Consider the following 26,262-nt stretch of genomic DNA (forward strand, 5'->3'; position numbering starts at 1 on the left):
GAGAAGAATTTCTAGTGTGGAACATGAGAAAAACACCTTCCTTAAGTGGGTTTTTCTCTATTATAAAATGAGGAGATGGAAAGTTTAAGGAAAAAATAAAGCTGTCGAGATTTTCTCGACAGCCTGAGCACTTCCGTTTAGGAAGTGCTTTTCATTTTATCTCTGTTCTTTCCCGATTTCCGGCAGGATCGTTTTCGCTAAATGCTGATCCAGTTCCTCATAGTCATCATATTGAATCGTTTCATACAGCTCTTTTCTCGTTTGCATGTCCTTCAAAATTCCTTGCTGCGTCCCCTTCTCCATGATTTCTGTAAATAAACGCTCATACGCTTTTGCAGCGACTCTAAGTGATGACACAGGGTAGATGACCATCTGAAATCCATACATCGAAAATTCATCTGCATGATAATAAGGTGTCTTACCAAACTCCGTCATATTTGCAAGAAGAGGTCCTTTTATGCTGCTTGACGCATGCGTGAAGTCTTCAGCTGTAATGAGCGCCTCAGGAAAAATAGCATCAGCTCCTGCTTCGAGATAAAGATTGCCTCTGCGGATGACATCCTCCATCCCGTTTACAGACTTTGCATCGGTTCTTGCAATCACTAAAAGCGTTGGTGCCGCTTGTTTGATGGCTTTGATTTTCGCGATCATCTCTTCTACTGGAACGAGCGACTTTCCGTTTAAATGTCCGCATTTTTTTGGCATTTGCTGATCTTCAATTTGAACAGCTGCCACCTTGCTCTCTACCATTTCTTTTGCCGCCCTTGCAGCATTCAATACGCCGCCATAGCCAGTATCCATATCGACCAAAAGCGGCAGCTGAGAAGCTCGAATGATTTCCTTCGCTTTTTCAGCCATTTCCGTTGAATGGATCATGCCGAGATCAGGCAATCCTTTGCTGGCACAAAAAGCGGCGCCAGATAAATAGAGCCCTTGGAAGCCCATTTTTTTTGCATAAAGCGCAGACATTCCATCGTGAACGCCTGGGATTTGAAATAAAGCTGATTTGTGCATTTGTTCTTTAAAGGCTGCGGCTAAATCTGCTTGACTTGATTCATCATTCACGATCCACACACTAGTTCCCCCTTATATGACGAATAGGTCCATAAATGCTGGTACGGTTGTTGTTTTTAATTGATTTGGATTTTGACAGAGTGACACAATTTGATCCACTTGTTTTTGTGGAAATCTTGTCTTCAAATGATAGACCCATTTCTTTTCAAGCAGCGGAATGCCTTCCTGCCTTCTTCTGCGATGACCAAGCGGGTATTCAATTTCGATTCGGTCTGTCATCGTCCCGTCTTTAAAGAAGATTTGCACACAGTTTGCTATTGATCTCTTTTTCGGATCTAAATAATCTGCTGTATAACGTTTATCTTCTTTGACAACCATTTGGTCCCGGAGACGATCAATGGCCGGATTTCGCGCCGTTTCTTCTTCATAATGGTCAGCTGTTAGCTCACCATAGATCAATCCAATCGCGGTAATATACTGCAAGCAATGATCGCGGTCTGCTGGGTTATACAGTGGCCCCTTCTTATCAATAATCCGAATCGCTGATTCATGTGTTGTAATCTCTACCCGGTCTATTTCATCTAATCGATCTTTTACAGCGTCATGCAGCATCATAGCGGCCTCTGCAGCCGTCTGGGCATGAAACTCAGCAGGATAAGCAATTTTGAAAAGCACATTTTCTATGACGTATGATCCTAGCGGCTGAGCGAGTGTGAGAGATTTTCCTTGCATAAGAACATCTTCAAAGCCCCACTTCTCAGCACTGAGCGGCGTTTGATAGCCCATTTCCCCTTTTAGTGTCATCATTGCCAGTCTTACCCCGCGGCTTGTTGCATCACCTGCTGCCCACGATTTCCTTGATCCTGTGTTTGGGGCGTGGCGATACGTCCTAAGCGGAGAATTATCGACAAACGCTTGCGATAAAACATGCTGCACGTCTTCCTTTGTTCCGCCAAGCAATGCACACACAACAGCACTTGTTGCTACTTTGACAAATAGCACATGGTCCAAGCCATTTCGATTCAGACAATTTTCTAAAGCGAGCACACCTTGAATTTCATGTGCCTTGACGATCGCATGCAGTACGTCATTCATCGAAAGCGGCTCTTCACCGTTTGCAAGCCGCGTTCTGCTGATATAATCACTTACAGCTAATATTCCGCCTAAGTTATCTGACGGATGTCCCCACTCCTCTGCAAGCCACGTGTCATTATAATCTAACCAGCGAATCATACAGCCTATATCAAAAGCCGCTTGAACAGGATCCAGCACAAACGAAGTGCCTGGAACTCTTGCTCCGTTAGGCACAACGGTACCAGGTACGATGGGGCCAAGATGCTTCGTACATTCCGGAAAATTGAGCGCCAGCATTCCGCAGCCGAGTGTGTCTATCAGTACATACCGCGCTGTTTCAATGGCTTCTTTGCTCGTAATCTCCCCGTCTACTGCATAGGCTGCGATTTCTTCCAATAGCTGATCCGTTTGATTGGCGACTGCTGTTTTATTCATGTTCATTCCCCCGTTTTTCTATCATCATCTGAGACTTTTAATCCTCTTGGCCCTAAATACCGTACTCTCGGTCTAAAAATGCGATTATGCAAATGCTGTTCAATAACATGGGCTGCTAATCCACTAGCTCTCGCAGCAAAGAAAATCGGTGTATAAAGTGAAATTGGAATCCCGAGCACGTAATAAATAGGTGCGGCGTAATAATCAAGATTCGGATAGAGGTTTTTCTTCTCTTTCATGTATGCCTCGCCTGCTACACACATGTCATAAAGCGTTGTATCTCCCTTTGATTCCGTAAGCGTTTTCAATGATCGTTTTAAAAGAGCGGCTCTTGGGTCCATTTTTCTCATGTATACCCTATGGCCAAAGCCCATCATTTTTTCTTTTGCGGCTAATTTTCGTTCAATCAGCGCAAGGAATCCTTCCGTTGTTTTTCCTTCGAGAAGCATGTGCATGACAGCTTCATTCGCTCCCCCGTGCAAGTCACCTTTTAATGAAGAAATCGCTCCAGTAAAAGCACCATACATGTCAGAATGTGTGGATGCGATGACTCTAGCGGCAAACGTTGAATTAGGCAGTTCATGTTCACTATATAATGTGAGTGTTTGGTCAAAAGCGGTGATTTCGTCTTGTGTTGGAGTACGTCCTGTGAGCATGGCTAAAAAGGTTTCAGTGTAGGATTTGGTCTGATCTGGAGAAATAGCGGCGTCTTTTGTGAGAATATGATAGCTTCCAGCAACAATGGCCGGCAGCTGGCCGAGTAATCGAACAGCACGCCTTTGTTGGCACGCTTCTGATCGATCATGTAATGCATCATCGTACCCACTAAGAGCAGATATGCACGTTCTCATGGCATCCATCGGATGAGTGGTTTTTGGCAGCTTTGTTAAAATGGTTTGAATGGTTGGATGTAAGTTAGTTTGTGAGGAAATGTCTTGCTGAAATTGGTGATATTCCATGGTATCTGGTAATCTTCCATAAATAAGCAGATAGGCTGTTTCTAAATAGGTCTTTTTTTGTGCCAACTCGATGAGGTCATACCCGCGAATTACAATTTCTTCTTGCTGCACATCTAAGTATGAGATAGACGTTTCGCTTGCCACAATGTCTTCAAGCCCCGGTTTATAATGCAGTTGTTCAGTCATCATATAACCCCCGTTTCGTTCAATTGTTGTTCTCCAAACGAGCAAACGGCCAGAAATGATGTGAGTCTATAGATGGGAAGATACCGTGCAAGTCGGATACCCAATTCCCATTTTATCCAAAGCACTGCCTCTTGTAAATAAAAGAACGTATGTCCAGTTGGGCATACGTTAGCTGTAGTATGGAGAAATCATCATATACACAATGACGCCAGTGAGACTGACATAAAGCCATAGCGGCATTGTCCAGCGGGCAATTTTACGGTGACGCTCGACTTGCATCTGTGCACCTCTAAACAGAGTAATCAGGGCAAGCGGTACAATTACAGCTGATAAGACGATATGTGTGATTAAAATAAAGAAGTAAATTGGACGGATGATCCCTTCTCCTCCGAAATGGGTATCAGCTGCCATTGAATGATACGTCACATACGAAATTAAAAAGACAAGTGTCGTTGAAAATGCAGCAAAGATAAATCGTCTATGCGCCTTAATGTTCTTTTGTTTAATCATGATGAGTGCTGAAAGTAAAAAGATAAACGTAAAGCTGTTCATCACGGCATTAAGTAACGGCAAAAATGTAATATCCAGATGGCTAAATTTATCTGATTTTGGCATTAAAAATAATAAAGCGATTAATCCGTTTATGGCAATTGTTAAAATGATCACAATACCAGTGAAATTTTTCGGTTTTTGATTCTGTTCGTTCATGTTTGAAAACCTCTCTTTATTAGTTCCGACTAAGAGTATGTTATTTAACTTTCTCTATAAAGTCAATGAATTCGCTGTCTTCGTCGAATTTTAGACAAACTTAAGGGTTGCAGGCGTTCTAACGGCTTGAAAGATCCATCCACTTCCTTTAGAATTGGAATTTATGTGATTTTTATCATTTCTGATATGAAAGGAGTAATGGACTTGTCAATCTTACAGGAAACAGCCAAAGATGTGAAGACGTTAGAGCAAGAATTACAGCAATTGCAGTTCCAAATGTATCGAATGCAAGAAAATATGAAAGATATTTCGAAAAAAGCAAAAATCATTGGCATCGATCAAGCGAAAGAAGATGAGTGGATGATCGTCTCTGCCATTGAAAGTGCAGATACATGTAAAATTATGTTGAGCGATTGTGAAAAAGCTTTTCGCGGACAATCTGATTTTTCCTTAATTGCGGAATATCCTGAAGAAGGAAAGATTCATATTGCCGATATTAAAGGCCCGCCAGATAATGGGTACGGCTCCATCTGTATGAAGCATTTAAAAGAAATCGCAAGAGAGCAGAACATACCAGTGATTACTGGCGACCTCGTCAAAAGGGACTGGAATCACGTGGATCGCTTGATTCATTTTTATGAAAAGCATCAATTTGATGTCCAAATCAATTGGAAAGAACAAAACGGAGAAATTTATTGGGTGGACAGCTAACGACAAAAACCAGCGTGTATCATAAGATATGCGCTGCTTTTTGTCGAAAATGCAAACTTTTCAGAAAAATATGTGTATTTTTGACCAAAAAAAGGGTATAATAAAAGCATCAGGCCGCCACCTGATGCTTTCTTCCAAAAAAACAATTGTTTACTAGTTAAGTACTTTTACTTTGACTGATTTTACGCCCCAATTTTGCGCTTGGGATTTGCTTGGTACATGTACATCAATTTTGTTACCTTTAATTGCGCCGCCAGTATCTGCTGCGATGGCTTCACCGTAGCCTTCAACATAAACCTTACTTCCTAATGGAATGACACTAGGATCTACTGCAATAACTTTTGCGTTTGGGTTTTTGTTTAAGTTTACCCCTGTTGCAGTGATACCTGAGATGCCACCATCATTTGCTGTATAAGCCGTAGCCGTAACAGTCATTTCTTTTTGTACACTTTGACTAGCAGAAGATGATTCTGCTTTAGCTGTTTCCTTTTTAGGAGCAGCTTTTTTCGTTGTTTGCTCTTTTTGGACAGGTTCCTGTTTTTGAACAGGTTCTGAGCTTACCGGAGCCGAGCTTTGACCAGCAACACTTAGTGTTGAACCAATCATAATTATATCTGAGTTTAAGTTATTCCATGACTTAATATCGCTAATTGACACATTAAATTTTTGAGCGATTTTCCAGAGGCTGTCCCCCTTCTGGACTTTATACTGCTCCTGAGTTTTCTCTTTTGAAGAGATTGTCAATTTATCACCTACATAGATCATATCAGTAGATAAATTGTTCCAACCCTTTAGGTCCTTTAGAGACACATCATTTTTTTGTGAGATTCCCCAAAGTGTATCACCTTTCTGTACAGTGATTTCCTTTGCAGAAGCTTGCTGCGCTCCAAATGCTGTTGTTGAGATTGCTGCAACAGCAACCAAGGACATAATAGTCTTCTTCATAAAGTAAATCCTCCCTTGTTAGCTTTTTATGGCGGCTAACGAGTGCTATCGTAACATATGTAAATGTCATTTCAATAACAAAACGATATGTTTTAGATTACAGTTCCTTTACATGAAACATCTCTCTCCATTGGTAAATCAGACCACAAAACGGCTTGATTCCCCGCCATATCAAGGTTTTAAAAGGATCGAAAACGACCTGATGAAAACGTGTCCAAGTGCAGCGAAAAAAATTTATTTTTCTTCTTTAAACACTTTATTTTTTCTCTTTTTCTATAAATAAACGAATTTCTTCTAAAAAAACATCTCCGTATTTCTCTCTTTTTTGAGCGCCAATCCCCTTAATTTGGAGTAATTCTTCATCTGTTTGAGGCTCTACAGCTGACATTTCCTTCAATGTTTGATCAGAAAATACAACAAATGGCGGGACGCCTTGCTCTCTAGCTAGCTTCATTCTCAGCAATCTCAATCGCTCAAATAATGCATCATTTTCTTGAATGGCCTCTGCTTTGATCGCCTGCTTTTTATACACTGTCTCTTGTCCAACTAACACTTTCTTCCCTTTATGGGTCACCTTAAGTGTTGGGTAAGCACCTTCAGACATGTGCAAATACTCTTCTGTAATTAAAAATTCAATGAAGTCACTGATTTGCTGAGCCGAATGTTGTTTCATTAAAGCATATGTAGGGAGACGGTCGAAACCTAGCTCAAGCACTTTTTTGTTTTTAGAGCCTGCCAGTACTTGGGCTATCATCATTTTACCGAATCGCTCATTCATCCTCACTGTACAAGATAACACCATCTGTGCTTCTCTTGTGACCTCTTCACGCTCTCTTTCATCAAGGCAGTTGCTGCATTTACCGCAAGGCGAACTAGCTGTTTGATCAAAATAGTCCATCACAAATTGCTGCAGACATTGTTCAGTATGACAGTAATCCACCATTTGCCTTAATTTAAGCAGTTCATGCTGATAGCGCACCTCATCTTCTGTTGACTGCTCAATGAGAAAGCGCTGCACTCTTACGCCTTGTGGTGAAAACAGTAAAATGCATTCACTTTCAAGCCCGTCTCTGCCGGCACGCCCAGCTTCTTGATAGTAGCTTTCAATATCCCTTGGAATTTGATGATGGATCACAAAACGTACATTCGACTTATTGATTCCCATTCCAAATGCTGATGTAGCGACCATAACCTGGATGTCATCATTTAAAAACAGGTTTTGCTGCTCTTCTCTCGTATGGTCATCCAATCCGCCATGATAAACGCCAGCTTTGATCTTTTGTTTTTTTAGTCGATTATAAATGTTATCCGCTTCTTTACGAGTTGCTGTATAAATAATGCCAGACTCAAGACTGTTTTTCTTCATATATTGTGTGATAAAACGGTCACTATTTTCCCCTTTGATCACTTGAAAGGACAAATTTTCTCTAGCAAACCCAGTAAAGATGGTTTCTTCTCCGTTCATGCCAAGCTGTTCACATATATCTTGGTGAACCTTTTTCGTCGCTGTAGCTGTTAATGCGACAATCACCGGCCTTTTTGACAGCTTGTTCAAGCATTCTTGAATGAAGCGATAACTTGGCCTAAAATCATGCCCCCACTCAGATATACAGTGCGCTTCATCAATCGCGATTAAAGGGATCGTTAACCGATCCAGCAGCTGAAAAAAACGTTCATTTTGTAAGCGTTCAGGTGTGATATAAAGCAGCTCATATTCCCCATTTTCGCATTTTTTCAGCCTTTCATTCATTTCAGCTGCGGAAAGTGTGCTGTTTAAAAAGGAAGAACGTATTCCCATCTCATTTAACGCATCGACCTGATCCTTCATTAAAGAAATAAGCGGAGATACAACGATCGTTGTACCTTCCATCATGAGGGCAGGGATCTGATAGCAAACTGACTTCCCTCCGCCTGTCGGCATAATGCAGACAGTATCCTTTTGTTTATTTACAATCGCTTCAATGGCTTGTTTCTGTCCTTTTCTAAAGACATCAAAGCCATAGTATTGTTTCAGGAGTGCTTCTGCTTGTTCTAACATCCAATTCCCTCTCCGTCATTAGTTTTGTCCATTTTAACATATATTCTTGCCTCTACAGGCGATCTGTCCAATTTCGCATTTTCACAAAATAAAAAGCCATTTTCCGAAATGGAAAATGGCTTGAATCATCCTAGGAAAAGCTGCGGATGCCGTAATCTAAGTAAGAAAGTTTTAAACCACCACTCCTCAAAGTGGGTGTTTGCAGAAACGTTCCTGTCTTCCTCTCTAAGGAGGCATGACATTCCGGCTTCAATATAAAACTCCCTATTACAGCTTAAAGGTTAAAACTTAATTAACATTACGCGCATCGCAACCTTTAAACTATATTACACGAAAGTTTATTAAATTTCAAGAGATCTTTTTTCTAAGAAATACTTATGTATACAAGATATTTGTCCTTGCACACATAAGAAAACATTATTCTGAAAAAATGTAACTTCCACTTATTATCCTATTTTTCTTCGTCTATGTCAACATCCTGCTCTTCCTCTAATCGTTCATACGTATCTGAATGCATCTGATCCATTGTTTCTCTATTTGTTAAATCACGCATTTGATCAGAGAAATTACGGTCAAACTCGTTTGGGTCTTGAGTCGTTTCTTCGTTTTTCTTCGCATCGATTGAATAACGTGTATAGGGGACTGCTTTTAAACGTTCATATGGAATGTCTTTCCCTGTTTTCTCACATATCCCATATGTTCCGTCTTCCATTCGTTTCAGTGCTGCATCAATTTCGTCTTCAAGCTGGCCATCAACTTGATCCAGCGTTTGTTCTGTCATGCGGTCTAAATAGATGCTCCCATGATCAGCGATATGGTTCCCAACACCATTTGAAATCTCGCTGGATTCACTTAGCATAGATTCTTCTTTCTTTTTTGACCCTTTCACATCTTCTTTTAATTGATTCAATCTTTCGTATAAATCAGCTTTTTGTTCTTTCGTTAAGCCCACGGTCAATCACTCCTTTCTCATTAACTTCCCGCTGCAAGGGAATTGAAAACATCAAAAAAGCCGCCGCCTTTTTGGCAGCAGCTTTCTTCTCTTACAGAGTGCGAAGTGCTTCTTCTACTGGTTTATCCCCTTTAATCAAGTCAAAGGATTTATTTTTCACATTGGATTCTGTTAAGCTTTCCACAAGTACAGCGGCTACGTCCTCTCTTGAAATCTCAATGTTCTGATTATCGGGAATATGCTCCGCAGCTTCAATCTTTCCTGTCTTTTCCTCATGCAGCAAGGCACCTGGGCGGACGATGGTATAGGAAAGCCCAGACTGTTTTAAGTGTTCATCTGCTTTTCTTTTCGCCTCATAATAAATTTCCATACTTCCTTGCCCTTTTCCCTGGTTTGGGTCATCGGCATTATAGGAACTCAGCATAACAAAATGCTGAATGTTTTCTTTTTTCGCTGTGTCGACAAGGCGTTTTGCACCTTCTTGATCCACTGCAATTGTCTTATCTGCACCTGTTTTTGAGCCTGAACCAGCTGCAAAGATGACAGCATCTGCTTGTTTCACAGCATCTGTCACATCCTTTTCAAGATCACCGATGACAGGCGCTGCACCAAGTTCCTTTAGCGCATCCGCTTGTTTTTCATCTCGAATGAGAGCAAGCGGCTCATGTCCTTTTTCTTTTAAATAACGAATGACGAGCCTGCCTGTATGTCCATTTGCTCCAGCAACTAATACTTTCATTGTTCATTCTCCTTTCTGTATCTGTTTCATCTTTATCCTTTTTTGCTATCATTCAAACACCTAAACAAAAAAAGCCCTTCCCAGAAAATATGGGTAAGAGCTCAGGCAATGTGCGATCTATTAAAATAAGTAGAATGAGAAAAGTGCATGGTCTATGTAATCGCAAGGTTGATCAGCAAAGATGTTTTGTCAAAATGGCTTGCACATCACTCAAATCCGTCTCTTTCGAAAAATCGAGTTCAAATACTTTTGAGGTTGTGACAAGCAGCATACCTGTGTCCTGATCAAACACGCCAGCTTCTTGAATGGCAAAACTTTCAATTGATCGATACGGCAAGGAGACCCTGACTTTCTTCTTAGAAAATACGCGGTTATCGCCAAAGATCAGTCGTTTATTGGTGAAACAAATTTGGTCGTGACGCAGTCTGTAAACAGCCTCAATTCTTTCCCCTTCAATTAGTAAGGATTCGAATTTCTTATCATTTTGTTTACTGACAGAAAAAATACCCACGTAAACCCCCTCTTCCTCCATCAAATTCCTTTATGAAAAAACGGACGCACGCTCTGTGGGTACGTTTTATTCTCACTTATAGAATACGCTATAAATGGTCGTTATTCCATTACGAATAGATTAAATTTCATTTAACTTTTTCTTTTTGATTCGATGCTCTTTCCTCTACTTATTTAGACAGTTAAAGCAGGAAAAAAGTTTCAGTTCTTTTTGAGAAAAATTGCTGAATGTTACCAATAAAAAAACAGTGATTTTTTCAAATCACTGTCAGCGTGTATACAAACCCTCGCATTCTTTGTCAGTCCTGCGCGCCGGTGCTCACGAATGTCAAATTCGCTCCGGTACTCGTCCTTCCTAGACTGCAAAGGTTTTCATGTCACGCTGAAAAATGAAGACAAAGTGCTAAAATAAAGATCATTTTAGCACTTTGTCAACAATCTGGCCTATTCGTCTTTTGGTGTATCAATGGTTCCCTCGGCATATACATCGGAAATCTGCTCAAGCGTAATCGCCATATCAGCATCTTCGTGATCATGCCAAGCATTTTGATTATTCTGCTCGTCTGTTTGCTTCTTTTTCATCATCATCACCCTTTACTGTTTTTCTTAGTATGAGTGATGATCACTAAAATCATTCAGCAGAAATGTCTTCGAAATACTCTTTATAATACCCGCCTACTTTACCTGTATTATCAACGACAAACAGGAATTCTTCTGTCTCATTTTTCACTTCATATGTGCTTCCAACCGTTAGTGCACGATCGACCATATATTTTTTCGCATTCGTATGTATACATTTTACTTGCTTTAACGTTTGAGCCGTTTGCCAGTTTTGATGGATCATGATTTAAAAACTCCTTTTTTCATCTATACATTTATTGTAGCCAATTTTTCGTGAAATGCAATGAGTGTTATGGATTGCTTTTAAACATGTCGTGTAATATGATGAATGTATACGTTTACACACATGTGCGTATACTGGTTCATTTGCTTCAGGTCCGCTTTTCCACCTAGAACTCGCAGAACAACCCATATCTTTAAGGAGGTTTGTTTATTTATGAGCTCTACAACACTTCAAATTAGTTCAAAACTCGATTCTTTTCTCCAAGGGACGAAAAAACTCTACATTAACGGTCAGTTTGTCACAAGTCACGATAACAAAACCTTTTCGACTCCTAACCCAGCCACAGGTGAAACCCTTATTGATGTATATGAAGCAGGTGCAAAAGACATTGATGAAGCAGTAAAGGCTGCCAAAAAAGCCTTTCAAGGCCCATGGCGCTCAATGTCTGCCGCTGAACGCGCCCGCCTCATGTTCAAGCTTGCTGATTTAATGGAAGAAAACCAAGAAGAGCTCGCGCAGCTTGAAACTTTAGATAACGGAAAACCAATTAATGAAACAACAAATGCAGATATCCCTCTCGCCATTGAGCATATGCGCTATTATGCGGGCTGGACGACCAAAATAAGCGGACAAACCATTCCTGTCAGTCAAGGGTACTTTAATTATACCCGTCATGAGCCTGTTGGCGTTGTAGGACAAATCATTCCTTGGAACTTCCCGCTGCTCATGGCCATGTGGAAAATGGGTGCTGCACTTGCAACTGGCTGCACCATCGTTTTAAAGCCAGCAGAACAAACACCCCTCTCTGCTCTTTATTTAGCTGAATTAGTGGATAAAGCCGGCTTCCCAGAAGGTGTGATTAACATCGTTCCTGGATTTGGTGAAACAGCTGGAAACGCATTAACCGATCACCCTGATGTAAATAAGCTTGCCTTCACGGGGTCAACAAGCGTTGGGAAACTCATCATGGAGAAAGCAGCCAAATCCATTAAGAGGGTCACATTAGAACTTGGCGGAAAATCACCAAATATTATATTGCCAGATGCCGATTTAAAGAAAGCCATTCCAGGTGCTTTAAATGGGGTCATGTTTAACCAAGGCCAAGTGTGCTCTGCAGGTTCTAGAGTCTTTGTTCACCGGAGTCAATATGATGAGGTTGTCGATCAAATGGCTAAGTATGCGACATCCCTCAAGCAAGGCGCCGGTCTTCATCAAGATACGCAAATCGGACCTCTTGTAAGTAAAGAACAGCATGAGCGCGTGTTAGGATATATTGAAAAAGGTAAATCTGAAGGTGCAACAGCCGTTGTCGGTGGCGATTGCCCTTATGAGGCTGGCTATTTTGTCTCCCCTACTGTTTTTAAAGATGTAGAAGATGACATGACCATCGCAAAAGAAGAAATCTTCGGGCCTGTCCTATCTGCGATTCCATACGATTCCATTGATGAAGTGGTCGAAAGAGCCAACCAGTCTGACTATGGATTAGCAGCAGGACTTTGGACAGAAAACTTAAAACATGCCCATGACATTGCTGCACGTCTTGAAGCAGGCACGATTTGGGTCAACTGCTATAATGTCTTTGATGCTGCAGCCCCGTTTGGAGGATACAAGCAATCAGGTCTTGGCAGAGAAATGGGATCATACGCCCTTAACAACTATACAGAAGTCAAAAGTGTGTGGATTAATCTCCAAGACTAATGACGCCTATAAAGCCGGTGACCATGTCATCGGCTTTTTTTTGTGATTGCATGTGACAGGCAGTCTCCTGAATATAGTAATAAAGGAAAGGAGCATGGCCGCATATGCAAGATTTCAAAACGAAAGTAAACGAATTTATTGATGAATTGCACATGCAAATGCTACGCAGACAACGAGAAGATGGCGCTTTTGTCTTCTGCTTTGAAGGCCCAATGATGACAAATGCTTTTTTGATTATGCTGTTAAAGGCTGTCGGTGATTCGGACCAGGCACTCGTTCATCAATTGGCAGAAGCAATTCGCGAAAAGCAAAATGAAGATGGTTCTTTTTCTTTGTATCATGATCAATCGGGACATGTAACAGCGACTGTGCAAGGCTATTGTGGAATGCTCGTTTCAGGGAGGTTTCAACAAGATGAGCCGCATATGGAAAAAGCAGCACACTTTATTCGATCAAAAGGCGGATTAAAAGACGTTCATTTTATGACAAAGTGGATGCTTGCCGTCAATGGCATGCACCCTTGGCCATACTTCTATGCGCCACTTTCATTTTTACTCATCCCTACATACTTTCCGCTGCACTTCTATCATCTTAGTGCATATGCAAGAATTCATTTTGTCCCAATGATGATTGCACTCAACAAACGATATACCTCTCATGAACAGTTTCCAAGCTTAGCACATCTTGATGCGAACATGTCTAAAAATCCTTTTGACTGGTTTATGGCAAGAGAAGAACGTTCCACTCACCACTTTCTAGCGTACATGCGGTCGTATACAGCACTCGACAGCCGCCTCGACTTTTTCGGGTATGAGGCAGCGAAGCGGTATATGTTTGACCGCCTTGAAAAAGATGGCACGCTGTACAGCTATTTAAGTGCCAGTATTTTTATGGTCTATGCACTCATGAGTCTTGGATACTCTCCAGGACATCATCTCATTTTAAAAGCAGTTAAAGGGATGAAAAAGATAGTCACTGACTGTGGGGGCAGGAAATATGCTGAGAATTCTACATCCACAGTTTGGGATACAGCGCTTGTCAGTTATGCTTCTCAGCGAGCAGGCAGAACACAAGAAGATCCAGTTATCGAAAAGTCTTTTACGTACTTATTGAACCGGCAGCAAATGAAGAAAGCAGATTGGGCGATTCATAACCGGCATGCGGCTCCGGGAGGCTTTGGTTTTTCAGATTTGAACACAAATAACCCTGATTGTGATGATACGCAAATTGTGTTAAAAGCCATTCCTCACACCTACGCACCGGTTCAGTGGAAACGAGGATTTGATTGGCTTCTTTCCATGCAAAACCGTGATGGCGGCTTTTCTGCTTTTGAAAAAAATCAAGATCACTTCTTGCTTCGTCATCTTCCGCTCGAATCTGCTGAGGATGCGGCCATTGACCCATCTACTCCTGATATTACAGGTCGTGTGCTTCATCTCATCGGTCTTGAAGAGAACAACATGTCACCACTCATGCAAAGGCAAAAAGATCATTGCGTAAAATGGCTTCTTGATCATCAAGAGAACAACGGATCATGGTTTGGCAGATGGGGCGTTTGCTATATTTATGGAACCTGGGCTGCATTAACAGGACTAAAGGCTGCTGGCATCCCCTCATCGCATCCTGCTGTTCAAAAAGCGTGTCGATTTTTAAAAACAATTCAATTGGAAGATGGCAGCTTCGGAGAATCGTGTAAAAGTGCAGAGGTAAAAAGATATGTCCCGCTCCCATTTGGAACAGTGGTTCAAACGGCTTGGGCTGCTGAGGCACTTTTACAATATGAGAAGCCGGATCACACAACAATTTTAAAAGCCATCTCATTTTTGATTCATCATCAGCACTCGAGTGAAGCCTTGCACTATCCAGTAGGCATTGGTCTTCCAAAGCAATTTTACATCACCTATCATAGCTATCCATTTGTCTTTCCAATGATGGCTTGTTCCACATTTTTAGAAGAAATGAGGCGTAAAAATGAATAAGGAAGAATATCGCATGCAGCTTAAAGATTGGCTTAGCTCCATTCAAGGTGCAGTTCAAGATATCAACATCCGTCAGAAAACAGAACATTTATCGTTCATCATGAATGATGAATATTCCAGTGAAGAAGAGTGGTACGAATTGGCTGAAAGTATTGCAGAGGATATGAAACCACTAGAAGCAATGCGAGATGTGGCAGCTGGCGACCATAAATTACCTCCGCTCCCTTACCGGTATGATGCACTAGAACCGTTTATTTCAAAAGAGATTATGTATTTGCATCACCAGAAACATCATCAATCATATGTTGATGGTCTGAACCAAGCTGAGCTTGCCTTAAAAAGAGCGAGAAGAACCAATGATTTTAAAATGATCAAGCATTGGGAACGGGAGCTTGCCTTCAATGGTGCGGGACACTATTTACATTGCATTTTTTGGTTTTCTATGAGTCCTTCAGGAAAACGAAAGCCCACTGGACAAATGCTGCGTCTCATTGAACAATCGTTTGAAAGCTATGATGCATTCAAATCCCAATTTTCAGCTGCAGCCAAACAAGTAGAAGGTGTTGGCTGGGCCATTCTTGTATGGGCACCAAGATCTCAACGATTAGAGATTTTACAAGCCGAACGCCATCAATTTCTATCACAATGGGATGTGATCCCTCTTCTAGCTCTTGACGTATGGGAACATGCCTACTATCTGCAATATCTGAATGAAAAAGCACAATATGTAGACCGTTGGTGGAATGTCGTTGACTGGCGTGAGCCAGAAGCACGACTAAAGCAAGCTCAGCAAGTGAAATGGGCCCCTTTTTAAGACGATACTCCATATAGGCAAATGCTTATATGGGGGTTTTTAATTCAATTTAGTTTACATAATTTTATTATGATCACCACTATAAAGAATGGGTTGTTTTTTCAGAAAATTTGTTTAAAATAAAAAAGATATGTAAGGAAAGAGAGTTGAAACAATAAATGAAGATTCTTTTAACTATTAGTCACTTTGCAGGAAGGACCTTTGCGATTTGGGTCATTGTCTTTGCACTTCTTGGATTTGCCTTTCCTGCCGAATTCTCTAAGATTGGACCGTATATTCCTTTTTTACTCGGTATTATTATGTTTGGAATGGGGCTTACCTTGTCCGCTGAAGATTTTAAAGAACTGTTTCGAAAACCTCTTTATGTTCTGATCGGGGTGCTGACGCAGTACACACTCATGCCGCTTCTTGCCTTTTTGTTAGCTTACGGACTGCGGCTTCCGTCTGAAATCGCAGTAGGAGTTGTTCTCGTAGGCTGCTGCCCAGGTGGTACAGCATCGAACGTCATGACCTTTTTGGCGAAAGGAAATACAGCTTTATCTGTAGCTGTAACCACCATATCAACATTGCTTGCGCCGTTTTTAACCCCTGTTTTCATTTTAATTTTTGCAAGATCTTGGTTACCTGTATCACCAGAGGCTCTGTTTTTATCCATTGTACAAGTTGTCTTAATCCCTATTATTTTAGGTATTCTTGTGAAATTGTTTTTTAAAAAACAAGTATCGTATGCGGTTCAAGCACTGCCGCTTGTATCTGTTGCCGGAATTGTGGTGATCATTGCTGCGGTTGTCAGTGCAAATAAAGAGCAGATTCTTCAATCTGGACTGCTGATATTGGCCGTTGTTATATTACATAATGGACTTGGTCTTTTATTTGGTTACCTGATCGCAAAGTGGTGCAAAATGGATATCCCTTCTCGTAGAGCGATCTCGATCGAAGTTGGCATGCAAAACTCTGGACTCGGTGCAGCTCTAGCAACAGCGCACTTCTCGCCACTTGCAGCCGTTCCAAGTGCCATTTTTAGTGTGTGGCATAATTTATCTGGTTCCTGGCTTGCAACATATTGGTCAAAAAAAGGAAATCCTGAAAATGAAAAAGAAAAAAAGCTAGCACCTTAACGGGTGCTAGCTTTTCAAATTGGAGATTATCCTTCAAGCAATAGCTGCTCCGGATCTTCAAGCAAGTTTTTAATCGTGACAAGGAATCCAACTGCTTCTTTACCATCAACAATCCGGTGGTCGTAAGAAAGAGCTAAATACATCATCGGACGGTTCTCAAAACGTTCTTCATCAATTGCCACAGGACGAAGCTGAATTTTATGCATCCCTAAAATTCCAACTTGAGGACTGTTTAAAATTGGTGTTGAAAGCAGTGAACCGAATGTTCCACCGTTTGTGATCGTGAATGATCCACCTTGTAACTCATTCAGAGACAATTTGTTATCTCGTGCTTTTTTCGCAAGATGACCAATTTCCTTTTCAATCCCTGCAAACGACAATCTGTCTGCATCACGGACAACCGGTACGACAAGTCCTTCGTTTGCAGCAACAGCGATGCCGATGTCATAGAATTTCTTCAAGACAAGCTCATCACCTTGAATTTCTGCGTTAAGTAGCGGATATTTCTTCAGTGCTGCTACAACTGCTTTTGTGAAGAAGGACATGAAGCCAAGCTTTACATCATTTTGTTCAAGGAACGCATCTTTACGGCGCTTTCTTAAGTCCATCACAGCCGTCATATCTACTTCATTAAATGTCGTCAGCATCGCAGCCGTTTGCTGAACCTCAACTAAACGTTTTGCAATCGTTTGTCTGCGGCGTGACATTCTCTCACGTTCAACAGGCTTTCCTGGTTGCTCATTTTGCACCGCAGCATTTGCTTTTGGCGCGGCTTTCGGTGCACTTGCAGGTGCTTCATTCTTTTGATAAGAAGCGACATCCTGCTTTCGTACCCTGCCCAGCGGATCTACGGTTGGAATCTCAGATAAGTCTAGTCCCTTCTCTCTCGCTAGTTTTCTAGCTGCAGGAGAAGCGATGGTTCTGCCATTACCAGATTTCGGCTCTTCTTTCACTGCTTCTTCTTTTTGAGCAGCTGCCGGTTCTTCTTTCGAAGCTGGTGCAGACTCTTGCTCAGGTGCTGGAGCTGCGGACTCGCTTCCGCCAGCTTCACCTGCTGCAATTGTTCCGATGACTTCTCCAACTTGTACAGTGTCACCAGAATCCTTCAGCACTTCTTTCAGTACACCAGATTCTTCGGCTGTCAGTTCGACATTGACTTTATCTGTTTCAAGTTCTAACAGGTATTCTCCCTGCTCCACATAATCGCCCGGCTGCTTTAGCCATTGGGCAATCGTTCCTTCCGAGATCGATTCCGCTAATTCAGGTACTTTAATTTCCGCCATTTTTCATTTCCCCCTTAGTTTTTGCGAGTCAAGCTATCAGATACAATTCGTTCTTGTTCTTTTTTATGCACAGTTGGATCACCCTCAGCCGTACTTGAACGTCTTCTTCGGCCGATATAACGTACTTTTACTTTTTCAGGCGCAATTTCACGTAAATATGGCTCAATGTATCCCCAAGCCCCCATATTTTGTGGCTCTTCTTGCACCCATACGATTTCTTCTAAGTTTGTTAGTTTCGATAAAATCGCTTTAATATCTTTGGCTGGGAATGGATATAGTTGTTCCACTCTCGCAATGTGAAGCCAATCTTTCGGCTCTTCCATTTGGGTAAAACGATCACTAATATCGATTGATACCTTCCCGCTAGATAGCACGAGGCGCGATACTTTTTCGTGATCATGCACAAGGCCTGGCTGTTCAAGAACTGGACGGAACTGCCCATCCGTTAATTCCTGGACTTCAGACAATGTGTTCGGGTTACGAAGCAGACTCTTCGGTGTCATGATGACAAGCGGACGAATCTCTTCACGAAGCAGCATTTTCGCCTGTCTTCTAAGGATATGGAAGTATTGTGCTGCACTTGTCAAGTTCGCCACTGTCCAGTTATTCTCAGCAGCTGATTGCAGGAAACGCTCTGTTCTACCACTTGAATGTTCAGGTCCTTGTCCTTCATATCCATGCGGCAAGAGCATCACTAGACCTGATTTTTGCCCCCATTTTGCGCGGCCAGCTGAAATAAATTGATCGAAATACACTTGAGCCGCATTTGCGAAGTCTCCAAATTGAGCCTCCCAAATGACTAACGTTTCAGGAGAATAGACATTATAACCATATTCAAATCCGATCACTGAGCCCTCTGACAGTGGACTATTATGAACAGTAAATGATGCGTTTGCATCACTCAGCTCATGAAGAGCAATAAATTCATCTCCAGTTTGACTGTCGTGAAGAACAAGGTTTCTTTGAGCAAAAGTACCGCGCTCTGAATCCTGTCCGGTCATTCGAATTGGCGTACCGTCTTTTAATATAGATGCAAATGCAAGTGCTTCCCCAAGCGACCATTCTACTTTACGGTCATCTGTAAACACTTTTGCACGTTTTTCAAGGATCCGCTTGAGCTTACCAAATACTTGGAAATCCTCAGGCCAGCTGATCAATTCTTCATTCAGCTTTCGTAATACATCAAATTCTACTGATGTATCCACTGCTGGGAAGCCATTTGATACTGGTTCTGGCAGTTCAATTTCTTGAATCGTATGCTCTTTCTTTGAAGGCACCTTTTGATAGGCTTCTTCTATTTTCGTCGCTACAGCCTGCTCGATTTCTTCACGCTGCTCTTTCGTTAGAAGACCTTCTGTAACAAGTTTATCTGCAAAGATATTCTTGACCGTTTTGTGCTTTCTGACTGCATCGTACAGCATCGGCTGAGTCGTAGAAGGCTCATCCATTTCGTTATGACCGAATCTGCGATAACCGATCAAGTCAATTAAGAAATCCTTCTTAAAGCGTTTGCGGTATTCTACAGCTAGCTGAACAGCCGCTAAACATGCTTCTGGATCATCTGCATTGACGTGAACAATTGGAATCTCAAACCCTTTTGCAAGGTCACTTGCATATTTCGTTGAGCGAGATTCATTGCTTTCTGTTGTAAATCCGATCATATTGTTTGCAATGATATGGATTGTTCCGCCCACCTGATAGCCTACAAGTTGACTTAAATTTAATGTTTCTGCCACAATTCCTTCTCCAGGAAATGCCGCATCACCATGAATTAAGATGGCTAATGCCTTTTCAACGTCTAGAGCTGGATAACCTTTTTGAGTACGTGTTTCCTGAGCGGCACGTGTGCTTCCTTCAATGATTGGATCAATGAATTCCAAGTGACTTGGGTTATTAGCAAGCGTGACTCTCGCACTCTTTGTATCTTCGTCTTTAATTTGGCGATCTGCTCCAAGATGGTACTTTACATCACCTGTCCACCCGTAGCTGATGCCGATAGAGCCTTCTGATGGAACAAGCTCTTTATTTGGCGCATGCTGGAATTCTGAGAAAATAATCTCGTATGGTTTTCCTAACACATGTGCTAATACATTTAAACGGCCTCTGTGTGCCATTCCAATGTTAATATTTGAAGTCCCTTGTGTAACAGACTCTGAAATAATTTCATCAAGTACTGGGACAAGTGCGTCTAATCCTTCTATTGAGAAGCGCTTTTGCCCAACAAATGTTTTATGAAGAAACTGTTCGAACTGCTCAACTTCTGTTAATCTCTTGAAAACAGAAACTAGTTTATCCGCTGGTTTTTTCTTAAATAGTTCACCAGACTCAATCGATTTTGAGAGCCAGTTTCGTTCTTCGAAATCATGCACGTGATCAAACTCAAATGAAATGGTACGCTTATACGTATTTCTCAAATGGTTAATGGCTTCTATGCCGTTTGAAATGTGTTTTGGTGCGTCAGGACTAATAATAGATATTGGAATATTCTTGACGTCTTCTTCTGTTAAACCGTACTCCTTTAAAGGAAACAGCTCTTGTAATTCCTTTTCTTTGCGAAGAGGATTGACGGAAGCATTTAAATGGCCATACGTTCTGATGTCTTCTGCCAGTTTAACGACTGATGCTATCTTTTGGATTTGTTCAGAAGTAACTACGCTATTTTCTTTTTTCCCAATTTCCTCCTTCATTTCACTCGGTGGTGCACCAAGTTCAACAAATATGCCTCTTAGATCTTCATCAACACTAGTAGGATCCTGGACATACTGATCGTAGAGCTCGAGCACATAGCCGAGGTTCGGACCATGAAATTCTTCCCAACTCAACGGTTGTTTCACATCATTTTGAAACATTTTGAACACTACCCCCAACTTTGATCATCAAGTGATTGAACACTATCTCGATATAACTTCCAGAACACAATGACCAAATTTATGTAATAAAACGCTTCCAATAATATTCTACCACTGTTTCGGATTACTTTCTACATTCTTTGTTCAATTAAAGATAAAAAATTCACAGAAAAACAAAAAATTTAAATCATTCCGAAAAATATTTTGAAGAAAGGGGCAAAACCTTATGCCCCAATGCTTTTATGCAGTAATTTCTTCAGTAATGGATATAAGACATCCGGCAATGTATCGACATCTGGTACAAAAATGCTGAACTTGCCATACATATCTTGAATGGTTTTTATCTGTGCTTCTTCTATCGGCGAATTGGATAAAAACACATTGATCACCTCAATACCCTTTTTCCTCGCCTCAAGAACTGCTTCATGTGTATCGACGATCCCATTTTGTTCGTAGCTGAAGGCAGCTGGCTCTCCGTCTGAAAAGACAATGAGAAACTTTTGCTCTTCTCTTCGTTTTAAAATCATTTTTGTCATTTGGCGAATCGCATAGCCATCCCGGTTATCCTCTTCTGGTTCAAGGGACATAATGGAAGGACCTGCATCAAATAAAGAATCTTTGAACGACACGACCGTGTTGAAATAGTTCGGCTGACTTGTTTCGGTTGCGTCGTTTGTATCTTCCCAAAACCCCACAATTTGATGTGGGACTTGAACGGATTTTAACGCTTCATGAAATAGAACAATTCCTTTTTTCGTCTCGTCCATCTTGTCAAACATGCTGGCAGAACAGTCTACTAATAAAGTGAAAACAGCATCAATCTCCGAAGAAGGTGCCTGTTTTTTATAGAAAAGACGCGGGTTAGACTCTGTAAAATACCGAATCAGCTTTTTACTGAGGCGTCCTGCATGAAGGTCCGTTTTTGGCCATGATTTTTTGTGTTCGAGCGTTTTTTGAATCATCTGTTTTAAGCGTTTCTGATAAGGCTCAATCTCCTTAGCGTGCTGCTTGTATACATCGATTTGTTCTGGCGCGGGAGGATCAGGTGAAATCATGACTGGAAACGCATATTTGTTCTCTTTTCCATTCTCATGAGCATCCGCCCCGCTTTCTTCTCCTTCAGCCTCTTCCAGCGCCTCAAGCTTTGAATAATCTTTTCGGTATGTTTGCTTGGCAGAGCCTTGGACAGTGCCGAGTGCTTGATCTCCGTCATCGCCTTCTCTTGCTGCATCCTTCCCGAGATCACTTTTACCGCCGTGCTCTAAATCAAATTGAAGGAAGCTTTTTGACGGCGCTTCTGTTTCTCGATGCCACACTTCCATATACTCCTGGTGGATATCTTCATCGCCCTCTTTTTCCCGGTCGACTTTGATGTCCTCACTTAATTTAGGTTTTCTTTTCAAGTCATGAAACAGCGGTTCTTTTGCCGCTTTTTCATAGTCCAATTCCGGGAAGAAAAAGTACGTATTCAGCATATCCTTATCAAGAAGCTCATCAAAGCCTTCCATTAATTCTTTGACAATGACTGCGATATCTCCGGTTGAACCCGCTTCATATACACGCTCAAGACTTGATTCAACAAACGGAATCATTGGGTTGATCCGCTCGTGAAGAGGCGGAATCTCTTCCAGCGGCGAATCAGCTGTCAGCTTCACATACATTGCACAATAGAGTGCATCCGTTAGAATGCTTCGCTCTTGGTTAATTGTTAATTGCGTCTTAAAGTGTCGCCGGTACAGCTCTCTTCTTCGTTTAAATACCTTTTTTGTTCCTGGGCGATCGCGTTTAATTCGCTCTTCAATCCGGATATCTTCAAACAGGCTAAACAATTGTTTACATAGATCAGGAATGGAAATTGTATGGGCATAGCGAATAATTTCCTGAAAGACAGTCAGATCACTATAAACGGTTCCTACTGCACGGAGGAACACATCACTTTTTAGCCCGGCTGTCATGTCTTCTTGTTTACGATCATCCCAAAAATGGCTGATGAAAATTTTCTTTTCAAAAGGCTCATAGTAAGAATGCACTCCGTATTCAAGCTCGACATCATCACTTTTTGCTAACGTTTTAGCTAAATCCGTTAATTCCATAAATAAAAATGAATCGATTCTGCTGTCATTAAATTTGATGAATTTCAAAAGTCAGAACCTCACTCGAATAATGTTTGGGCAATATTTCTTACCGCTGCTTTTTCTCGGTCATCTTCTAGCTTTTCAACAATCCCTCGTTCAACTGCACGAAGCGGCGGGATAAATTGCGCAAGATCACATGTGTCTAGGAGTGCACGGATGGATGCCGCTTCTTCACTTACCTGCCCGTTGTGCGCCTGTGTAATGAGGTCTGATGAGAGCTGCACGAATTGATCGATTAACCGTTCATCCTTTAATACAGATTGGGATTGCAGTACATCCTTTAGGATACCGCCGCCAATATATGGAACGTCAATCACAACAAAACGGTTTTTTAACGCTTCATTTAGAGGCACTGTGCCGACATAGCCTTCATTGATTGCCGCAATCACGCCAAAGCCTTCATCTGCTCGAACGACCTCGCCTGTAAATGGGTTTGTCATCATTTTTCTGTAGTCGAGTACACCGTTTAAAATAGGCAGTGTTTCCGGCTTCGCCATGTTGATTTCATCAATATATAAGAGATGGCCTTTTTTCATCGCTTTCGTTACGGGTCCTTCAATAAATTCAATAGAAGCAACTTGACCATCATTGTGAATGGTTTTATAGCCAATCAAACTTTCTGCATCAAGATCAACCGAGCAGTTCACACTATGCATCGGCTGCTGAAAGAAAGCAGATAAAGTTTCTGCTAGTTTTGTTTTACCTGAGCCAGTCGGCCCTTTTAAAAGAACGTTTTTGCCGAGTGCTAGTGCAATCATAGCATCTTGTATGATAGACGTATCCTGTGATTCATAGCCGCCTGTTCCAATAAGCGGACGGAATTCTTCTTCTAGTCCTTTTGCTTTTGCTTCAATCATTGCTTGAATTTCTTCTGGGAGTGATTGTTCGTTAAACATATATGATTAATTCCTCTCTTCGATCATTTTCCTCACCAAGTATACTAAAAAAACCTTTATGCACTCAATACATAAAGGCTAGACATCTGTTATTTTACCATTTCTTTTGTAATCGCTCCGCAAGCGATGCGTTTCCCTGAGTTTCCAGAAGGGTTGCTTAAGTAATCATCTGCTTCTGCATGAATGATAAAGCTCCGTCCATATTGATCGATTAATTGGTTTGGACCTCCCTTTAACGTCACATCTGGTACATTCACGACAACATCAATTTGTCCATCTGCCCCAACTTCTAAATTAGGCATATCTCCAGCGTGGTGGCCTTTTGGGTTATCAAATCCATGCTCCCGGTGTGTCGGATTAAAGTGAGCCCCTGCCGTTTCAAAATCTGGCGCTTCACATATTCCTGTTTCGTGAATATGGAAGCCATGAGGACCAGGCGGCAGATCTTTCGCTTTCACATGTAAATCCAGCCCATTTTCCGAGGAATCTCTTACTTCGATGCTGCCTATTTTTTGCCCGTTTTCATTGATGAGTGTCGTGGTAACTGGTGCTTGTTTAGGTGCTGCAACCTCGCTGATTTCTTCTGTCGTTTCTTTTTTCGGCGGTGCATGACATGCTGTTGCGACAAAGACCAGACACATCATGATCACCCACACTGACTTTTTCATATGACTGCCCCCTTTTGATATCAGTATGGACAATCTGAACAATAGGCAAACAAAAAAAGCCGAAAATCGGCTTTTTTTAGAAGAAACGTTTTGCACCTAAATAGGCTTTTTTCCAATATGGGTTGCTTAAGTTCGAGATCCCAACTCCGCTGTCACTTGCATGAAGGAAATCTCCTCCGCCAAGGTATAGTCCCATATGAGATGGACCCGCTTTGTATGTTGTGAAATAAACAAAATCGCCAACCTGAGGTGTGCTCACAGGTTTCATCATACTCCAGTAGCCTGCTGTGCTTAATCTGGATACAGACGAAACTTTATTAATGAGGTAATAAACAAAGCCGCTGCAGTCAAAACCAGATGGTGTATTGCCGCCCCATCTGTAAGGAATGCCTGTCAGCTTTTTCCCTTCTTGGATCATCGTCGTGATTTTTGCATTCATCGGCACATCATTTTTGTTATTATTGACCGGAGTTGTCGAACCGTTAGACGTAGAACCATTCGACCCAGTTGAGCCTGAAGCTGCACCATTAATTTTTAGAACTTGTCCAATTCTAAGCACATCGCTTTTTAAGCTGTTTGCTGTGCGGATGGATTGAACCTGCACTTTAAATTGATTCGCAATTTTCCATAAGGAATCGCCTGATTTTACAGTATAAGTTGTCGCTTTCCCGCTTGAAGGCGGGTTGCTTGGTTTAGCAGGTGCTTTCGGCTGACTTGGTTTTGATGCAGCCGTCCCTTTTACTTTCAATACTTGATTCGGATAAATCATATCAGATTTTATCCCATTCAATGTTTTGATTTCACCAATCGACATATTGAGCGAATTCGCAATTTTCCAGAGAGAATCCCCTAATTTAACCTTGTATGTACTTGATGAGGATGAACTATTTGAGTTCGTTGTCTTATTGTTTGAGCTGGAATTTGAAGAGGAGTTTGATGACTGGCCCCCGCTTGTCTTCGTACTTCCAGATACCTTTAGCTTTTGTCCAGGACGAATTAAGTCACTGTTTAAGCTGTTTAGACTTTTTAAGCTTGCGACTGACATTTTATGATTTTTTGCAATGAGCCATAAAGAATCTCCAAGCTTTACAGTGTAGCTTGATGTCGTTGAAGCATTTGATTTCGTTGCTTTTGATCCAGTTGACGAGCTGGATTTTTTGCTTTTTGCGCCAGGAATTTTCAAGCTTTGTCCTGCAAAAATCATCGTCGTTTTTAGTTGATTAAGAGATTGAAGTTCCGAAATACTTGTATTGTACTGTTCGGCAATCTTCCAAAGTGAGTCACCGCTTTTCACTTTGATCGTCTGTGCTTCTGCCGGTGCAGCAAACACAGCTGAGCCAGCGATCGCTGAAACTGTGAGGCCGGTTACTACTTTTTTCTTCATAGATGAATCTCCGCCTTTCATATTTCATTCAATAAGACTTATGTACTAGTTTTGAGTTTAGCATTTAATGGTTCTGCTTCTCTTGCACTATTTTATCTTTATTTCTATTATATTACTCGACATGTAGACGTTGGGCAATAACAAATAGGCTAAAGCAGCCAACTCAAAATGCTAAAACAAAGCCATATCGTTTCTATCGGCAGTTTGCTGTATTTATAAACATTTTTTAAGGAATTTTTAAGTTGACGTTTAGAAATTTGTCAAAACAAGCACGGTGCTAGTTTCATAGTTCTATTCTACATGACAAATTTTTCTGTATCAAA

Annotated in this window: 22 protein-coding genes and 1 other RNA gene; 5 read left to right on the plus strand and 18 right to left on the minus strand. The window is 41.4% G+C overall.

Translation table 11 applies throughout. The annotated features are described in order from the left end of the window. Nucleotides 1–156: 156 nt before the first annotated feature. The 4 genes from prpB to C6Y03_RS08390 all read right to left on the minus strand — a co-directional run bounded on the left by prpB (nt 157) and on the right by C6Y03_RS08390 (nt 4,376). Nucleotides 157–1,074: a methylisocitrate lyase gene (gene prpB / locus C6Y03_RS08375; protein ID WP_106039169.1), complete on the minus strand. Its 918-nt coding sequence runs from the start codon at nt 1,072–1,074 to the stop codon at nt 157–159. 12 nt (nt 1,075–1,086) lie between these two features. Beyond that, nucleotides 1,087–2,523, minus strand: coding sequence for a bifunctional 2-methylcitrate dehydratase/aconitate hydratase (locus C6Y03_RS08380; RefSeq protein WP_106031095.1), 1,437 nt, complete (start codon nt 2,521–2,523; stop codon nt 1,087–1,089). Nucleotides 2,524–2,525: 2 nt separating this feature from the next. Next, nucleotides 2,526–3,668: a citrate synthase gene (gene mmgD / locus C6Y03_RS08385; protein WP_095285285.1), complete on the minus strand. Its 1,143-nt coding sequence runs from the start codon at nt 3,666–3,668 to the stop codon at nt 2,526–2,528. Nucleotides 3,669–3,836: 168 nt separating this feature from the next. Next, nucleotides 3,837–4,376 (minus strand): DUF420 domain-containing protein, encoded by a 540-nt coding sequence (locus tag C6Y03_RS08390; RefSeq protein WP_003215636.1) that lies wholly within the window; start codon nt 4,374–4,376, stop codon nt 3,837–3,839. Nucleotides 4,377–4,574: 198 nt separating this feature from the next. Between C6Y03_RS08390 and C6Y03_RS08395 the strand changes: the two genes are divergently transcribed. Then, nucleotides 4,575–5,087 carry a GNAT family N-acetyltransferase gene (locus C6Y03_RS08395; protein WP_223260750.1) on the plus strand — a complete coding sequence of 171 codons (513 nt, stop codon included), beginning with the start codon at nt 4,575–4,577 and terminating at the stop codon, nt 5,085–5,087. 153 nt (nt 5,088–5,240) lie between these two features. Here C6Y03_RS08395 and C6Y03_RS08400 read toward each other — a convergent pair whose 3' ends face one another. The 8 genes from C6Y03_RS08400 to C6Y03_RS08435 form a co-directional block, all read right to left on the minus strand. Then, nucleotides 5,241–6,032: a LysM peptidoglycan-binding and 3D domain-containing protein gene (locus tag C6Y03_RS08400; protein WP_060596542.1), complete on the minus strand. Its 792-nt coding sequence runs from the start codon at nt 6,030–6,032 to the stop codon at nt 5,241–5,243. Nucleotides 6,033–6,288: 256 nt separating this feature from the next. After that, a complete protein-coding gene (recQ, locus tag C6Y03_RS08405; protein WP_106039170.1) occupies nt 6,289–8,070 on the minus strand; it encodes a DNA helicase RecQ in 1,782 nt (593 codons plus the stop codon). Nucleotides 8,071–8,203: 133 nt separating this feature from the next. After that, nucleotides 8,204–8,389: non-coding RNA, 6S RNA (gene ssrS, locus C6Y03_RS08410), on the minus strand. Between the two features lie 132 nt (nt 8,390–8,521). After that, nucleotides 8,522–9,022, minus strand: coding sequence for a TraR/DksA family transcriptional regulator (locus tag C6Y03_RS08415; RefSeq protein WP_066030771.1), 501 nt, complete (start codon nt 9,020–9,022; stop codon nt 8,522–8,524). Between the two features lie 91 nt (nt 9,023–9,113). Continuing rightward, on the minus strand, nt 9,114–9,761 hold the full coding sequence (locus C6Y03_RS08420; protein ID WP_060596544.1) for an SDR family oxidoreductase: 648 nt from the start codon (nt 9,759–9,761) through the stop codon (nt 9,114–9,116). Between the two features lie 172 nt (nt 9,762–9,933). Next, the gene (locus C6Y03_RS08425; protein ID WP_106039171.1) at nt 9,934–10,272 is read right to left on the minus strand and encodes a PH domain-containing protein; all 339 of its coding nucleotides are present in this window, start codon (nt 10,270–10,272) and stop codon (nt 9,934–9,936) included. Nucleotides 10,273–10,715: 443 nt separating this feature from the next. Beyond that, the gene (locus C6Y03_RS08430) at nt 10,716–10,853 is read right to left on the minus strand and encodes a DUF4025 domain-containing protein (RefSeq protein WP_223249850.1); all 138 of its coding nucleotides are present in this window, start codon (nt 10,851–10,853) and stop codon (nt 10,716–10,718) included. 49 nt (nt 10,854–10,902) lie between these two features. Then, nucleotides 10,903–11,115 (minus strand): DUF6501 family protein, encoded by a 213-nt coding sequence (locus tag C6Y03_RS08435; protein ID WP_012010250.1) that lies wholly within the window; start codon nt 11,113–11,115, stop codon nt 10,903–10,905. A gap of 213 nt (nt 11,116–11,328) precedes the next feature. On the opposite strand from C6Y03_RS08435, the gene C6Y03_RS08440 reads away from it, so the two are divergent. From C6Y03_RS08440 to C6Y03_RS08455, 4 genes are all read left to right on the plus strand, one after another. Then, complete coding sequence (locus C6Y03_RS08440; RefSeq protein WP_060596545.1) at nt 11,329–12,813, plus strand: aldehyde dehydrogenase family protein; 1,485 nt, start codon at nt 11,329–11,331, stop codon at nt 12,811–12,813. A gap of 104 nt (nt 12,814–12,917) precedes the next feature. Next, nucleotides 12,918–14,792 carry a terpene cyclase/mutase family protein gene (locus C6Y03_RS08445; RefSeq protein WP_106039172.1) on the plus strand — a complete coding sequence of 625 codons (1,875 nt, stop codon included), beginning with the start codon at nt 12,918–12,920 and terminating at the stop codon, nt 14,790–14,792. Next, nucleotides 14,785–15,606, plus strand: a complete 822-nt coding sequence (locus C6Y03_RS08450; RefSeq protein WP_106039173.1) for a superoxide dismutase — start codon at nt 14,785–14,787, stop codon at nt 15,604–15,606. Before C6Y03_RS08445 ends, C6Y03_RS08450 begins: the two co-directional genes overlap by 8 nt. A gap of 158 nt (nt 15,607–15,764) precedes the next feature. After that, nucleotides 15,765–16,724 carry a bile acid:sodium symporter family protein gene (locus C6Y03_RS08455; RefSeq protein WP_060596548.1) on the plus strand — a complete coding sequence of 320 codons (960 nt, stop codon included), beginning with the start codon at nt 15,765–15,767 and terminating at the stop codon, nt 16,722–16,724. Between the two features lie 26 nt (nt 16,725–16,750). Here the strand turns inward: C6Y03_RS08455 and odhB are convergent, their stop codons facing one another. From odhB to C6Y03_RS08485, 6 genes are all read right to left on the minus strand, one after another. After that, nucleotides 16,751–18,007: a 2-oxoglutarate dehydrogenase complex dihydrolipoyllysine-residue succinyltransferase gene (odhB, locus tag C6Y03_RS08460; RefSeq protein WP_034660924.1), complete on the minus strand. Its 1,257-nt coding sequence runs from the start codon at nt 18,005–18,007 to the stop codon at nt 16,751–16,753. Between the two features lie 14 nt (nt 18,008–18,021). Next, on the minus strand, nt 18,022–20,856 hold the full coding sequence (gene sucA / locus C6Y03_RS08465) for a 2-oxoglutarate dehydrogenase E1 component (RefSeq protein ID WP_106039174.1): 2,835 nt from the start codon (nt 20,854–20,856) through the stop codon (nt 18,022–18,024). 224 nt (nt 20,857–21,080) lie between these two features. After that, on the minus strand, nt 21,081–22,997 hold the full coding sequence (locus C6Y03_RS08470) for a vWA domain-containing protein (RefSeq protein WP_106039175.1): 1,917 nt from the start codon (nt 22,995–22,997) through the stop codon (nt 21,081–21,083). 11 nt (nt 22,998–23,008) lie between these two features. Next, nucleotides 23,009–23,887: an AAA family ATPase gene (locus C6Y03_RS08475; protein WP_106039176.1), complete on the minus strand. Its 879-nt coding sequence runs from the start codon at nt 23,885–23,887 to the stop codon at nt 23,009–23,011. Between the two features lie 89 nt (nt 23,888–23,976). Continuing rightward, nucleotides 23,977–24,555 carry a superoxide dismutase family protein gene (locus tag C6Y03_RS08480; RefSeq protein ID WP_106039177.1) on the minus strand — a complete coding sequence of 193 codons (579 nt, stop codon included), beginning with the start codon at nt 24,553–24,555 and terminating at the stop codon, nt 23,977–23,979. A 76-nt stretch (nt 24,556–24,631) separates the two neighbouring features. Next, the gene (locus C6Y03_RS08485; RefSeq protein WP_142393302.1) at nt 24,632–25,939 is read right to left on the minus strand and encodes a C40 family peptidase; all 1,308 of its coding nucleotides are present in this window, start codon (nt 25,937–25,939) and stop codon (nt 24,632–24,634) included. Nucleotides 25,940–26,262 lie beyond the last annotated feature (323 nt).

The organism is Bacillus sp. LNXM65 (assembly GCF_002998575.1).
Taxonomy (GTDB): domain Bacteria; phylum Bacillota; class Bacilli; order Bacillales; family Bacillaceae; genus Bacillus.